16 protein-coding genes are annotated in these 13,422 nt (G+C 75.4%); 8 read left to right on the top strand and 8 right to left on the bottom strand.

Annotation, left to right across the window (positions count from 1 at the left end; translation table 11 throughout):
- Window positions 1-26 precede the first annotated feature (26 nt).
- Window positions 27-224 (bottom strand): cold-shock protein, encoded by a 198-nt coding sequence (locus AB0G14_RS09135; protein WP_350684722.1) that lies wholly within the window; start codon window positions 222-224, stop codon window positions 27-29.
- Between the two features lie 74 nt (window positions 225-298).
- Window positions 299-934, bottom strand: a complete 636-nt coding sequence (gene cofC / locus AB0G14_RS09130; RefSeq protein ID WP_357695324.1) for a 2-phospho-L-lactate guanylyltransferase — start codon at window positions 932-934, stop codon at window positions 299-301.
- Window positions 935-1,060: 126 nt separating this feature from the next.
- On the opposite strand from cofC, the gene AB0G14_RS09125 reads away from it, so the two are divergent.
- The 4 genes from AB0G14_RS09125 to AB0G14_RS09110 all read left to right on the top strand — a co-directional run bounded on the left by AB0G14_RS09125 (window position 1,061) and on the right by AB0G14_RS09110 (window position 5,009).
- The gene (locus AB0G14_RS09125) at window positions 1,061-1,795 is read left to right on the top strand and encodes a lysophospholipid acyltransferase family protein (protein WP_357695322.1); all 735 of its coding nucleotides are present in this window, start codon (window positions 1,061-1,063) and stop codon (window positions 1,793-1,795) included.
- Window positions 1,796-1,871: 76 nt separating this feature from the next.
- The gene (locus AB0G14_RS09120) at window positions 1,872-2,870 is read left to right on the top strand and encodes an NAD(P)H-dependent glycerol-3-phosphate dehydrogenase (RefSeq protein WP_357695320.1); all 999 of its coding nucleotides are present in this window, start codon (window positions 1,872-1,874) and stop codon (window positions 2,868-2,870) included.
- A 4-nt stretch (window positions 2,871-2,874) separates the two neighbouring features.
- Complete coding sequence (locus AB0G14_RS09115; protein ID WP_357695318.1) at window positions 2,875-3,987, top strand: cystathionine gamma-lyase; 1,113 nt, start codon at window positions 2,875-2,877, stop codon at window positions 3,985-3,987.
- 233 nt (window positions 3,988-4,220) lie between these two features.
- Window positions 4,221-5,009 (top strand): putative protein N(5)-glutamine methyltransferase, encoded by a 789-nt coding sequence (locus tag AB0G14_RS09110; protein WP_357695316.1) that lies wholly within the window; start codon window positions 4,221-4,223, stop codon window positions 5,007-5,009.
- Between the two features lie 186 nt (window positions 5,010-5,195).
- On the opposite strand, the gene AB0G14_RS09105 is transcribed toward AB0G14_RS09110, so the two are convergent.
- The gene (locus AB0G14_RS09105) at window positions 5,196-5,396 is read right to left on the bottom strand and encodes a DUF397 domain-containing protein (RefSeq protein ID WP_357695314.1); all 201 of its coding nucleotides are present in this window, start codon (window positions 5,394-5,396) and stop codon (window positions 5,196-5,198) included.
- 4 nt (window positions 5,397-5,400) lie between these two features.
- Window positions 5,401-6,246 (bottom strand): helix-turn-helix transcriptional regulator, encoded by an 846-nt coding sequence (locus tag AB0G14_RS09100; protein WP_357695312.1) that lies wholly within the window; start codon window positions 6,244-6,246, stop codon window positions 5,401-5,403.
- Between the two features lie 279 nt (window positions 6,247-6,525).
- On the opposite strand from AB0G14_RS09100, the gene AB0G14_RS09095 reads away from it, so the two are divergent.
- Window positions 6,526-6,744: a hypothetical protein gene (locus AB0G14_RS09095; RefSeq protein ID WP_357695310.1), complete on the top strand. Its 219-nt coding sequence runs from the start codon at window positions 6,526-6,528 to the stop codon at window positions 6,742-6,744.
- Window positions 6,745-6,858: 114 nt separating this feature from the next.
- Here AB0G14_RS09095 and AB0G14_RS09090 read toward each other — a convergent pair whose 3' ends face one another.
- The gene (locus tag AB0G14_RS09090) at window positions 6,859-8,142 is read right to left on the bottom strand and encodes an ATP-binding protein (RefSeq protein WP_357695308.1); all 1,284 of its coding nucleotides are present in this window, start codon (window positions 8,140-8,142) and stop codon (window positions 6,859-6,861) included.
- Between the two features lie 208 nt (window positions 8,143-8,350).
- Between AB0G14_RS09090 and AB0G14_RS09085 the strand changes: the two genes are divergently transcribed.
- Window positions 8,351-9,457: a D-alanine--D-alanine ligase family protein gene (locus AB0G14_RS09085; protein ID WP_357695306.1), complete on the top strand. Its 1,107-nt coding sequence runs from the start codon at window positions 8,351-8,353 to the stop codon at window positions 9,455-9,457.
- A gap of 97 nt (window positions 9,458-9,554) precedes the next feature.
- Here the strand turns inward: AB0G14_RS09085 and AB0G14_RS09080 are convergent, their stop codons facing one another.
- Window positions 9,555-10,199, bottom strand: a complete 645-nt coding sequence (locus tag AB0G14_RS09080; RefSeq protein ID WP_357695304.1) for a DUF3515 family protein — start codon at window positions 10,197-10,199, stop codon at window positions 9,555-9,557.
- On the bottom strand, window positions 10,200-10,433 hold the full coding sequence (locus AB0G14_RS09075) for an Lrp/AsnC ligand binding domain-containing protein (protein WP_013284547.1): 234 nt from the start codon (window positions 10,431-10,433) through the stop codon (window positions 10,200-10,202).
- Window positions 10,434-10,556: 123 nt separating this feature from the next.
- Between AB0G14_RS09075 and AB0G14_RS09070 the strand changes: the two genes are divergently transcribed.
- Complete coding sequence (locus tag AB0G14_RS09070; RefSeq protein ID WP_357695302.1) at window positions 10,557-11,495, top strand: thiamine-phosphate kinase; 939 nt, start codon at window positions 10,557-10,559, stop codon at window positions 11,493-11,495.
- A 29-nt stretch (window positions 11,496-11,524) separates the two neighbouring features.
- Complete coding sequence (locus AB0G14_RS09065) at window positions 11,525-11,992, top strand: GNAT family N-acetyltransferase (RefSeq protein ID WP_357695300.1); 468 nt, start codon at window positions 11,525-11,527, stop codon at window positions 11,990-11,992.
- A gap of 124 nt (window positions 11,993-12,116) precedes the next feature.
- Here the strand turns inward: AB0G14_RS09065 and AB0G14_RS09060 are convergent, their stop codons facing one another.
- On the bottom strand, window positions 12,117-13,373 hold the full coding sequence (locus AB0G14_RS09060; protein ID WP_357695298.1) for an ATP-grasp domain-containing protein: 1,257 nt from the start codon (window positions 13,371-13,373) through the stop codon (window positions 12,117-12,119).
- Window positions 13,374-13,422 lie beyond the last annotated feature (49 nt).

The following is a 13,422-nucleotide window of genomic DNA, read 5'->3' as shown; positions in this document are numbered from 1 at the left end:
ACGCAAAATGAACTTCGACCAGTCGCTCAGGCCATCGTCGGCAACGTCACCCGGACGACCTCGCCGGCGGCGTCGGTCTCGACGCGCAGCCGCTGGCCGAGGCGGAGCAGCCGCAGGCCGGAGGCGTCGAACGCCCGGGCCGGGAAGGCCAGCTCGGTGCCGTCGTCGAGGAGCAGCATCCCGCTGCGGGTCGCCGCGTCGTAGGTGGCCACCGTGCCCTGCATGCCCCGCACGCTACACCGCCCGCACCCCGCACCCCCCGCCCGCACACCGCCGTACCCACGCCGGCCGGCGCGGGTCAGGCGGGGCAGCCGGCGGCGGCGAGCGCGGCGGTCTCCGGCCCCAGCCCGAGCCGGGCCGCCGCGGCCAGGTCGTCGGCGGTGTCCACGTCGCGGCGCAGGCTCGGCCAGTCCCCGGTCAGGGCCAGTGCCCCGCTCGCCGCGTGCGCGGCGGCCGAGCCGACCCCGAACCGGGGATCCAGGGGCACGCCCGGCGGCGCGGCCAGCAGCACGGTGCCGTCGCCGGGGGCGTCGGGCACGTACCGGCGTACGCCCGCCGGGCCGGCCTGTGCCGCGTGCAGCGCCGCCGCCAGCTCGGCCGGGCGCAGCGCGGGCAGGTCGGCGGTGAGCCCGGCCACCCAGCCGCCGCCGGCGGCCGACGCGCCGTGCCGGAAGGCGGCGTTCAGGCCGGCGTCCGGGGCGTCCGGCAGCGCGCGGGCGCCCGCCCGGCGCGCCGCCGCGGCCACCCGGGCGTCGTCGGTGACCACCAGCACCCCGGCCACCGCGGGGCAGGCCCGCACCGCGGCGACCGTGTCGGCCGCCAGGGCCAGCGCCAGCGCCTCGTGCGGTACGGCCGGCAGCGCCCCCCGCAGCCGGCTCTTCGCGGCGGCGAGGCGCTTCACCGGCACCACGACAGTCCACCTCGGCTGACTCACACCCGCCATCCTGCCAGCCGGACGGCGGTACCCTCTCTGGCCGGACCCGGGGCGAGCAGGCATGATTTCCGCTGCGGGCGTCACCGGGTGCGGACCGGTGCGGGTCGGGGCGGACGAGGAGGCGCAGTGACACGGCGGAGGCTGGGGTTCTGGCAATGGTTCGCCGTGGTGCTGGTCAAGCCGGTCATGACGGTCTGGACCCGGCGCACCTGGCGCGGCATGGAGCACCTCCGCCGCGACGGTGGCGTGATCATCGTGCCGAACCACATCTCGCACGCCGACCCCCTGGTCGCGGCGCACTTCGTCTACGACTCCGGCCGCTGGCCGCGCTTCCTCGGCAAGGCCAGCGTGTTCCGGGTCCCGGTGGTCGGCTGGATCCTGCACCGGTGCCGGCAGATCCCGGTCGAGCGGGGCACCGTGGACGCGGTGAAGTCGCTGGACGCCCTGGTCGCCGCGCTCGACGAGGGCGGCGCCGTGGTGATCTACCCGGAGGGCACCACCACCCGCGAACCGGACCTGTGGCCGATGAAGGGCAAGACCGGCGCGGCCCGGCTCGCGCTCGCCACCGGCGCGCCGGTGATCCCGATCGCCATGTGGGGCCCGGAGCGGATCTTCGACCCGCGCAGGGCCCGGCTCAACCCGCGGCCCCGGATCCCGGTGACCGTGGTCGCCGGCCCGCCGGTCGACCTGAGCCGCTGGACCGGAGCCACCCCGACGAAGGCCGTCCTCGAGGAGATGACCGACACCATCATGCTGCGGCTGCGTGACATGCTCGCGGAGGTCAGGGGCGGCACGCCGCCGCCCCTGTGGGAACGACCGGGCCGCCCCGGTGGCGAGCGCCGGCCGGGAGCGGCGGCGTGAGCGAGCGGAGCGAGCGAACCATCAGGCACAGCAGCGTGGCGCCTCGCGCCGCCGCCGAGCGGAGCGAGGTGGTGGCGTGAGCGGGCACGTCGCGGTGCTGGGGGCCGGCTCGTGGGGGACGGCCTTCGCCAAGATCCTCGCCGACGCCGGCCGGGACGTCACCATCTGGGCGCGCCGCCGGCCGGTCGCCGACACGATCCGCGCCGAGCGGCGCAACCCGGAGTACCTGCCGGACGTGCTCCTGCCGTCCCGGGTCACGGCGACCGGGGACGCCGCCGAGGCGATCACCGGGGCCGAACTGGTGGTGCTGGCCGTGCCGTCGCAGACGCTGCGCGGCAACCTCGCCGAGTGGACCGGGCACCTGCACCCGGACGCCACCCTGGTCTCGCTGATGAAGGGCATCGAGCTCGGCACCACCAGGCGGATGAGCGAGGTGATCGTGGAGACCGCCGGGGTGGCGGCGGACCGGGTGGTGGTGGTCTCCGGGCCCAACCTGGCCCCCGAGATCGCCGCCGAGCAGCCGGCCGCCACCGTGGTCGCCTGCACCGACCCGGACCGGGCCACGCTGGTGCAGCGGTCGATCACCACCTCCTACTTCCGCCCCTACACCAACGACGACGTGATCGGCTGCGAGCTGGGCGGCGCGGTGAAGAACGTGATCGCGCTGGCGTACGGCATCGCCGTCGCGATGGGCTTCGGCGACAACACCCGGGCCATGCTGGTCACCCGGGGGCTGGCCGAGACCGCCCGGCTCGGGGTGGCCCTGGGCGCCGACCCGCTCACCTTCGCCGGCCTGGCCGGGATGGGTGACCTGGTCGCCTCCTGCTCCTCGCCGATGGCCCGCAACCGCACGTTCGGCGAGCACCTGGGCCGGGGCGCGACCCTGGAGGAGGCCCGCGTCGCCACCCGGCAGACCGCCGAGGGGGTCAAGAGCGCCCTCGCCATCCGCGACCTGGCCCGGGCGCACGGGGTGGAGATGCCGATCACCGAGCAGGTGGAGCTGGTCTGCCACGAGGGCGTCGACCCGCGCCTCGCCGTCGACGCCCTGATGAGCCGGACGACGAAACCGGAGTGAGCGATTGACCGAACCGCACGACGGCACCCGATGCGTCCGCGCCGGCCTGCCCGAGCCGGCCCCCGGCCAGCCGTTCCTGCCGGGGCCGGTCTTCGCCGCGCCGTACCACCTGGACCCGTGGGCGGGGCCGGCGGCGGCGCCGAACGGCTACGGCCGGCCGGACAACCCCACCCGCCGGCTGCTGGAGGCGGCCATCGGGGAGTTGGAGCGGGGCGACTGCCGGGTCTTCGCCAGCGGGCAGGCCGCGATCACCGGGCTGCTGCTGACGGTGCTGAAATCGGGGGACACCGTGGTGCTCCCGTCGGACGGCTACTTCGCCGTCCGGGCCTTCGCCCGGGACACGCTGGCAGGGATCGGGGTGCGGGTGCTCCTCGCCCCGACCGCCGGCCCCCACCCGGACTTCGACGGCGTACGCCTGGTGCTGCTGGAGACGCCGGCCAACCCCGGCCTGGACGTCGCCGACGTGCCGGCGCTGGCCGCCCGCGCGCACGCGGCCGGCGCCCTGGTCGCGGTCGACAACACCACCGCCACGCCGCTCGGGCAGCGCCCGCTCGACCTCGGCGCCGACGTCGTGGTGGCCTCCGGCACCAAGGCGCTCACCGGGCACTCGGACCTGCTGCTCGGCTACGTCGCCACCCGCTCGACCGAACTGGTGGACGCGGTGACCGCCTGGCGGAACGTCACCGGTGCGGTGCCCGGCGCGTTCGACGCCTGGCTCGCGCACCGGTCGCTGGCCACCCTCGACCTGCGGCTGGCCCGGCAGACGGCGAACGCCGAGGCGCTCGTCGGGCTGCTCGCGGGACGGTCCGACGTGACCGGGCTGCGCTGGCCCGGGCTGCCCGGCGACCCGGCCCACCCGGTGGCGTCGGTCCAGATGCGACGGATCCCCGGCGTGCTCTCCTTCGACCTCGGCGACGCCGCGCGGGTGGCGCGGTTCCTCGCCGCGGCCCGGCTGGTTGCCGCGGCCACCTCCTTCGGCGGCCTGCACACCACCGCCGACCGGCGGGCCCAGTGGGGCGACGACACCCCGCCCGGCTTCGTCCGGCTCTCCTGTGGCGTGGAGGACGCCGTCGACCTGGTCGCCGACGTGGCCGCCGCGCTCGACGCCAGCCGTTGAGCGCTCGGGGCGCCGGCCGTTGAGCGCTCGGGGCGCGGGCCGTTGAGCACCCGGCACCGGCCGTTGGGCTATCGTGACCGTGGCCCCGAGCGGGGCCGTCCGTGGCCCGCGCCGGGCCCGAGCGGAGGAGGTGAGTCCGATCCACCCGACAGGCAGGACCGACGCTCCCCTCCGACGCCACGCCGGCTGACCCGGCGGCCGGGAGCGTCGACGAGCGCTCCCGGAGGTCCACCATGACCGTTTCCTTCCGCCCCGACCGACCCGCCCTCGTGCACCGGCTGCGCGCCGCCGGTTGCGTCTACGCCGAGGACGAGGCGGACCTGCTGATCGCCGCCGCCGACTCGCCGCAGGTGCTTTCCGACCTGGCCGACCGCCGGGTCGCCGGGCTCCCGTTGGAGCATCTGCTCGGCTGGGCCGAGTTCTGCGGCGAGCGGATCGCCGTCGACCCCGGCGTGTTCGTGCCGCGCGCGCGTACCGCCCTGCTGGTCGACGCCGCCGTCGCGGTGACCGGCCCGGCGGCGGCCGTGGTGGACCTGTGCTGCGGCTCCGGCGCCACCACCGTCGCGCTGGCCCGCCGGCTCGCGCCGCGCTGGCTGGCCGCCGCCGACGTCGACCCCGCCGCCGTGGCCTGCGCCCGGCGCAACCTGGCGCCGCTCGGCGTCCCGGTCTTCCACGGCGACCTGTACGAGCCGCTGCCGGTGCGCTGGCGGGGGAGCCTGGACCTGGTGGTGGCCAACGCCCCGTACGTGCCGACGGCGGCGGTGGCGCTGATGCCGCCGGAGGCCCGGCTGCACGAGGCGCAGGTGGCCCTGGACGGCGGGTCGGACGGGCTGGCGGTGCTGCGCCGGGTCGCCGCGGGCGCGGCGCGCTGGCTGGCCCCGGGCGGGCACCTGGTGGTGGAGACGAGCGAGGCGCAGGCGGACGCGCTCTGCGCGGCGCTGACCGCCGCCGGCCTGCACCCCACGGTGACCCGCGACGACGACCGGGACGCCACCGCCGTCACCGCCCGCCGCCCCGCCTGACCGGGGCTGCGCGTCTCGGCGCGGGCCGTCCGCTCGCGACATGCGACAGGTGCCGGCGCCGCGCGGCAGCCCCCGCCGTGACCCGCCCGTCGACGGCCCCACCGGCTCCCAACGGCGGGACCGTCGACGGCGCGGGGGCGCCGGCGTCGCGTGCGGGTAAGCGGCGCGCCGGCGCCGAGGGTGGGGTCAGCGGCGGGGCGGCGCTTCGGCGAAGACGGCCCAGGCGGCGGGCGGGAAGAGCAGCGCCGGGCCGGACGGGTCCTTGGAGTCGCGGACGGCGACGGTTTCCGGGAGCACCGCCATCTCCACGCACGCCCCCTCGTCGCCGCTGTGGCTGCTCTTGCGCCACCGGGCCGCGGCGAGCGTCGCGCTGGTCGTCGGTGTCATGGTCCTACCGTCCCTTCAGGAGTTGGAGAAGCTGGTCTCGGCTGGCCGACGGGCTGAGCGCGACGGTCCGCAGGTGCTCCATGATCTTGGTGCAGGTACGCAGGTCGCCCGGCCGGTCCAGGACCATCTGCCCGGCCACGGTCTCCACCGAGGCGATGATCGGGTCCTCCGGGTCGGCGAACTCCAGGATGTGCAGCGAGCCCCGGGTGCCCCGGTGGTAGCCGGCGGCGAGGGGGATCACCTGCACCGTGATGTTGGGCAGTTCGCCCATCTTCAGCAGGTGGTGCAGCTGGCTCTCCATCACCGACCGGTCGCCGACCGGCCGCAGCAGCGCGCCCTCGTCGATGATGGCGTCCAGGATCGGCGGCTTGTCGCCGGTGAGCCGCTGCTGCCGGTCGAGCCGGACCTGGACCCGCTGCTCGACCTCGTCGTCGCCGAGGGTGTGCGGGCCGCCCCGCATGACGCCCCGGATGTAGTCGGCGGTCTGCAACAGCCCCGGCACCACGGACGGCTCGAAGTTGGCGATCCCGGTCGCCTCGGCCTCCAGCGCGATGAAGTCGATGGTGCGCCGGTCCAGCAGGTACGAGTACGACACCCACCAGCCGGGCTTGCGCGCGTCCTTGGCCAGCTGGACGGCCGCCGCCACCTCGTCCGCGCCGACCCCGTAGAGGGTGAGCAGGGCGCGCACGGTGGCCGGGCTGACCAGCGTCTGCGCGTTCTCGTAGCGGGACAGGGTGCTGCGGGTGCTGCTGATCTCGTCCGCCGCCGCCTCCAGCGTGAGGCCGGCGGCTTCCCGGTGGGTGCGCAGCGCGATGCCCAGGCGTCGGGCGCGGGCGGTCTTGGGAGCCATGCATCGATCGTCGCACATCTTGTCGGGAAGGTGTAGATGAGAGAACGTCGATGAGAGTTGCATTCACGGCTGTAGAGATGTCAATCTGTCATCGCGTCCTCACCGCCGGTTGTCGTGGCGACGGTGGTGGTGAGTGACCGGAGGGGATGGGGCGCGCGGCGATCGGGTTTCTCCCCCGAGCTCGATCGCCGCGTGCCACGCCCCGTGGCCCGCCAGCCGGAAGGGATTCGACGTGCGTACTGGTCAGCAGGCCCGCGCCGACCGCGCCGGCGGCCTCCGATGACACGGTTCCTCGTGGTGCTCACCGACGTCCGCCCCGTCGACGGCGCCGGCCGCGACGAGCGGACCTGCCCCGAGCGGCGCCGCCAGGTGGTGGGCGCGATCAGCCGCGAGGCGGCCGACCGGATCGCCGGCGCGTTCATGGCGCTGGGCATGGTGCGGGCCGGCCGGCAGCGGGTCAAGGTGATCGCCATCGGCCGGCGGCACGCGCGCGGCTGACGCCGCCACGGGCGGCGCGGCCGGGAGACGGCCCCGCCGGGCGGACGGCCCGCCCGGCCGGAGGCCCGGCCCGGCGGAGAGGCGCGGCCCGGCGCCCCGTCGGGCCGTCCGGCGTCACAGCATCCGGCGCCGCTTCAGGTAGGCCACCAGGTCGTCGTAGACGCCCCCCTCGTTGGCGAACATCGCCACGTTGCGGGCGGTGGCCATCCACGGCTTCGTCGAGGGCCGGACCTCCTTCACCGCCCGCTCCAGGTCCCGCTGCTCGATCATCCGTACCTCGCCGGTGCGTACGGAGTCGGCCATCGCGTACTCGGCGGCGGTCTCGCAGAGGTGGGCCAGGTCGGCGCCGGAGTAGTCCTCGGTGGCCGCCACGATCTTCCGCAGGTCGATCCCGGCGATCGGCCGCTCCCGCAGGTGGTACTCCAGGATGGACGCCCGCGCCTCCGCGTCCGGCGGCAGCACCAGCACCACCCGGTCGAGCCGGCCCGGGCGGCGCAGCGCCGGGTCGACGTCCCACGGGGTGTTGGTGGCGGCCAGCACGAAGACGCCCTCGTTGCTGCCCTCCATCCCGTCCAGCTCGGCCAGCAGCTGGTTGCCCAGCGTCCGCATCGAGCTGGAGCCGACCTGCGAGCGCTTGTGCCCGAGGGCGTCGACCTCGTCGAGGAAGAGCACACAGGGGGCGTTGCGGCGGGCCGCCTGGAACAGCTCGTGCAGGTTGCGCTCCGAGTTGCCCATCCACATGTCCAGCACGTCCACGATCGACAGCGAGATGAACTTGGCGCCCATCTCACCGGCGACCGCGCGGGCCAGGAAGGTCTTGCCGCAGCCGGGTGGGCCGTAGAGCATCAGGCCGCCGCGCAGGCTCTTGCCGTACATCTTGCGCAGTTGCGGGTTGCGCAGCGGGCCGAGGAAGGCCAGCTCCAGCCGCTCCTTGACCGCCGCCATGCCGCCCACGTCGGCCAGCCGGATGCCGGAGGTCTCCACGTCGTACACCCGGTCGGAGTCGCCGGTCACCGGCTCCGGCTCGTCGCCGGCGCGGGCGAAGCGCGGCGGCACGAGGTCGGCCAGCTCCTGCTCGTAGGCCGCCAGCGGGTCGTGACCGGCGGTCGCGGCGGGGCCGCCGGGCCCGGCCGGCGCCGGGCGCTGCGCCGGCGGCTGCGGGCCCGCCGGGGCCGGCGCCGGCGGCGGGGGTACGGAACCGCCCAGCGCCCGCTGCATCAGGGCCTGTGCCTGGTCGTTGCCCGGATCCCGGGCGAGCGCCTGACCGACCTGCGCGATCGCCTCCCCGGCCCGGCCGGCGTCCAGCAGCAGCGAGGCGAGGTGGAGTCGCAGCGGCAGGTCGTCGGGGCGGGCGTCCAGGGCCGCCGTCAGGGACTCGATGAGGGGATCAGCGCTCATAGGACGAGCAGCGTAGTGGGCGTCCGGTGCCGTCACCGCCCCGGATCTCCGCGCGGGCGATTACGCAACGTATATCCTTTGTTGACCGATTGCCGCGTCCTGTCGCCTGTCCCCCGGGTATCGGCAGCCGAGGCCCGCCACGCACAGTAAGGTCAACCGGGTCAGCGCCACCACCGGCGCAGCAGTCGCGTACGAAGAGGTGACCGGAGTGACCACCCCAGGCAGGACCCGCGTGGCGATCGTCTTCGGCGGCCGCAGCCCGGAGCACGGCATCTCCTGCGTCAGCGCCGGCAGCGTGCTCGGCGCCCTCGACCCGGACGAGTTCGAGGTGGTGCCGGTGGGCATCACCCGGGCCGGGCAGTGGGTGCTGACCAGCGGCGACCCGGCCCAGTTGGCGATCAACGCGCGCCGGCTGCCGGAGATCACCGCCGAGTCCGGCGCCGACATCGTGCTGCGCGCCGACCCGACCGGCAACGGGCTGATGGTGCTCGACCCGGCCGAGGGTCCCCGGGCGCTCGCCGACGTCGACGTGGTCTTCCCGGTGCTGCACGGCGCGTACGGGGAGGACGGCACCATCCAGGGCATGCTGGAGATGGCCGGCATCCCGTACGTCGGGGCGAACGTGTTCGCCTCCGCCGCCGCCATGGACAAGGAGTTCACCAAGAAGCTCTGCGCCGCCGAGGGCATCCCGGTGGGCCCGTACGCGGTGCTGCGCAACGGGATGACGCTGAGCGAGGCGGACAAGGAGCGGCTCGGCCTGCCCGTGTTCGTCAAGCCCTCCCGGGCCGGTTCGTCGTTCGGCATCACCAAGGTCACCGACTGGGCGGACCTGGACGCCGCCGTCGCCACCGCCCGTCAGATCGATCCGAAGGTGCTGGTCGAGGGGGCGGTCGTCGGCCGCGAGATCGAGTGCGGCGTGCTGGAGGGCGAGGCTGGCGGCGCGCCGGAGGCGTCGGTGCTCGCCGAGGTGCGGGTGGTCGGCGAGTACGACTTCTACGACTTCGAGGCGAAGTACATCGACTCCGAGGAGGCCTGCGAGTACGACATCCCCGCCGGCCTGCCCGAGCGGGTGACCCGGCAGGTCCAGGAGTACGCCGTCCGCGCCTTCACCGCGCTGGACTGCGCCGGCCTGGCCCGGGTCGACTTCTTCGTCACCCCGGAGCTGGACGTCTACCTCAACGAGATCAACACGATGCCGGGGTTCACCTCGACGTCGATGTTCCCCCGGATGTGGGCGGCGTCCGGGCTGGAGTACCCGAAGCTGGTCAACCGCCTCATCCGCACCGCCCTGCACCGCGGCGTCGGCCTGCACTGACCTGTAAGGAAGGGCACCTTCCTAACGCCTGATGCATAGGAAGGGTCCCTTCCTAACGACTGGCGTCGGGGAGGGACCCTTCCGGGTGGTGGGGCCGTCAGCCCTGGCAGCCCCGGGGGGTGTCGCCGCCGGAGGGCACGGAGGCCACGATCGTCTCCGAGATGGGGGAGACCCACTGCAACGCCTGCCCGTACGACCGCGGCACGCGGACCGTCACGGCGGTCTCCCGGTCCAGCGTGGTGAGCACGGTGGCGTCCGTCTCCTCCTGGGCGTACCAGCAGACCTTGTTGACCGTCCACACGTCGTCCGTCTCGCCGACGGTCGGCTCGGCGCCGCCGCAGGCCAGCGTGAGCGCCGGGTCGCCGTACGCGGCGTTCTGCTCGGGGCCGGCGGTGACCGGGCGCTGGGCGAGGTCGTTGACCGTCGGCGGCAACTGGGAGAGCAGCGCCCGGCAGACCGTGGCGGGCCGTTCGACCAGCGCCGGGGCGGCCATCTCGACCGGAGCGGTGGACTGGGCGCGGGGAGCACTTGCCGTCGGGCTCGGCGCGGCGGCCGGCTCGGCCGGCTCGTCCGGGGAAAGCTGGACGAAGGCGAGCACGCCCACCAGCGCGGTGATCGGCAGCGCGACCAGCGTGGCGATCAGCGCGGCGCTCCGGGTCGTCCGGTCCTGGGCCGGGCGGTCGGGGGCGGCCTCGTCCGCCTGGGCGGAATCGGTCACGGGAGAGTCAGTAATCTTGTCCACTTACAGGCGCACCACCGAACACGTGAGGGTGCGGGTGATGCCGGGCACCATCTGCACCTTGCTGACGATGAGTTTGCCGAGCTCGTCGACGGTGTTCGCCTCGGTGAGCACGACCACGTCGTACGGCCCGGTGACGGCGTCGACCCGCACCACGCCGGCAAGGTCCGCGATGAGACCGGCCACGTCGCGCGCGCGACCGACCTCGGTCTGGATGAGGATGTACGCCTGTACCACGACTCGACCTCCGTCCGTCGCCGCCTGCGGGGCGGCCCGAAGGGAGAAAGTACCTTACGGACCAGGTCTGATCCCTATCGGTGGTCAAGGAGAAGCGGTGAGCGAGCGCGGCGGAGGGGCGGCATGAGTGTCGCGGGGGTCGGCGAGTTCGGCCTGATCGACCGGGTGACCGCCCGGTTGTCGTACGGATCGAACGTTCTGCTCGGTCCCGGGGACGACGCGGCGGTGGTGGCCGCCCCGGACGCCCGGGTCGCGGCCTCGACGGACGTGCTGGTGGAGGGGCGGCACTTCCGGCGGGACTGGTCCGCCGCGCGTGACGTCGGCCACCGGGCGGCGGCGGCGAACCTGGCCGACATCGTCGCGATGGGGGCGGAGCCGACCGCGCTGCTGGTCGCGCTCTGCATGCCGCCCGAGTTGGAGATCGGGTGGGCCGAGGAACTCGCCGACGGGCTCGGCGCCGAGGCGGCGAAGGTCGGCGCGAGCGTGGTGGGCGGGGACATGTCGGCCAGCCCGACGTTGACGATCGCGGTCACCGCCCTCGGCGACCTCGGTGGCCGGCCGCCGGTGACGCGCTCCGGTGCGCGACCCGGGGACGTGCTGGCCCTGGCCGGCCGGACCGGGTACGCGGCGGCCGGGCTGACGGTGCTCTCCCGGGGCTTCCGCACCCCGCGGCTGCTGGTGGAGGCGTACCGGCGGCCGGAGGTGCCCTACCGAGCCGGGCCGCACGCGGCCCGGCTCGGCGCCACCTCGATGATCGACGTGTCGGACGGGTTGCTCGCCGACGTCGGGCACGTGGCGAAGGCCAGCGGGGTCGCCGTGGACGTGCGCCGGGACGCGTTCGAGGTGCCCCGGCAGATGCGCGACGCGGCCCAGGCCCTCGGGGTCGACCCGTACTCCTGGCTCCTCGCCGGGGGAGAGGACCACGCGCTGGCCGCGACCTTCCCGCCGGCGGTGGCGCTGCCGCCCGACTGGCGCCCGATCGGGCGGGTGACGGCGGGCTCCGGTGTCACGGTCGACGGCGCCCCGTACGACGGGCCCGCCGGCTGGGACCACTTCCGGTAAGGGCCGGCGCTGGTCGTACCCTTTACGCCGTGAGTGAGATCGAGATCCGCGCCGCGCGCTTCGACTCGCCGGTCGCGCAGCGGCTGATCCGCGCCGCGCTGGCCGACCTCGGCGCCCGGTACGGCGGCAGCGGCGACGACACCCCGGTGGACCCGGGCGAGTTCGTGCCGCCGGCCGGCGCCTTCCTCGTCGCCCACCTCGGCGGCGAACCGGTCGGCTGCGGCGGCTGGCGCAGCCACGGCGACGACGGCGACACGGCCGAGCTGAAGCGGATGTACACCGCCCCGGCGGCCCGGGGCCGGGGCGTGGCCCGGGCGGTCCTGGCCGCCGTGGAGCGCTCGGCCCGCGAGCACGGGCGCAAGCGGATCGTCCTGGAGTGCGGCGACAAGCAGCCCGAGGCCATCGCCATGTACACCGCGGCCGGCTACGAGCGGATCCCGAACTTCGGCTTCTACCAGGACGCCCCGGGCTGCCTCTCGTTCGGCCGCACCCTCTGAGCCCTCTCCTGCGGTCGCACCCGCTGAGCCGTCGCACCCGCTGAGCCGTCGCACCCGCTGAGCCGTCGCACCCGGCGGCGGCTCCCGGCCCGGCCGGGAAACCCGCCGGGCCGGCGCGGCACGATCAGGCGGTGGTGAACCGGATCTGCTCGGCGGCCTTGCCGGCCGCGCCGGTCGCCTCGGCCGGGTCGGCGCCCCAGGCCAGCAGGTGACCGCTGCGCCGCAGCGAGGACGTCACCTCCGTCACGGTGTCGCCGACCGCCACGTCGAGCTGCACCTCCAGCACGCCGGGCACCCGGCGGGCCGCGCGCAGCCCGTCGACGGCGGTGACGGTACCGGGCGCGGCCAGCAGGAACTCGACCGCCGCCGCGCCGGTCGGCCGCGCCGGCAGGGCCGGCCGCTCCCCGCGCAGCGTCCGCAGGTACGCCTCGACGAACCCGCACTCGTACGCGATCGACAGCAGCGCGGTGATCATGTCGCCGGGCAGCCGGGCGGCGCACTCGACCAGCGTCGGCACCCCGTCGGCGACGATCCACTCGCTGTGCAGGGTGCCGGTGCGGAAGCCGGCGGCGGCGGCCAGCCGGGTCGCCACCTCGACCAGCTCCCGGCGGGTGGGGTCGGGCAGTGCGGTCGGCACCGTGTGGCCGGTCTCCACCGGGGAGCGCCCCGGGAGCACCCGCTTGTCCGTGACGTTGGCGAAGATCACCTCGCCGTCGGCGACGAGCAGCTCGACGCTGTGCTCGCGCCCGTCGACGACCTGCTCGACGAGCACGCCCGTGGGCAGCCCCCGGCCGGTCGCCTCCGGCGGGTCCTCGGGCGAGGCGGTGCCCGCCCACGCCCCGGCGACCTCCGCCGGGTCGGCGATGATCTGCACACCCAGGCTGCCCGAGCGGCGGGTGGGCTTCAGCACGCACCGGCCGCCGTGCCGCCGGGCGAACTCGGCCGCGCCGGCGGCGGAGTCGACCAGCGCGAAGGCCGGGTTGGCCAGGCCGGCCTCGGCGGCGAGCAGCCGCATCCGGTGCTTGTCGGAGAAGACGTCGGCCGCCGCCGGACCGGCACCGGGCAGGCCGAGCGCCTCGGCGAGCCGGGCGGTGGCCCCGACGGCGTACTCGAGGCCGGGCATGACCAGCCGGGCGGCGGCCAGCCCGGGTTCCCGGGCGACCAGCGCGGCGGCGTCGAAGCCGATCTGGTACTCGGCGGGCACCACGCGGGAGATGAAGGGCATCTCGCGGGCGAACCGTTCCAGCCCTCGGCGCTCGATGACGTCGGGTTCCTCGACGAGGACGACGCTGTCCGCGGGCAGTTCCTCGCTGAACCAGCGCAGCATCCCGAGGGAGGCACCGACGATGACCATCTCGTCCTGGCCTAGATCAAGCTGCACGAGTCGTCCTCCGCGCTCGGTTGCTCCCCGCGCCGGCCCGACCCGGACT

The sequence above is a fragment of the Micromonospora sp. NPDC023814 genome (assembly GCF_040639595.1).
GTDB lineage: Bacteria > Actinomycetota > Actinomycetes > Mycobacteriales > Micromonosporaceae > Micromonospora.
This window is presented reverse-complemented; position numbering and strand designations above follow the sequence as displayed.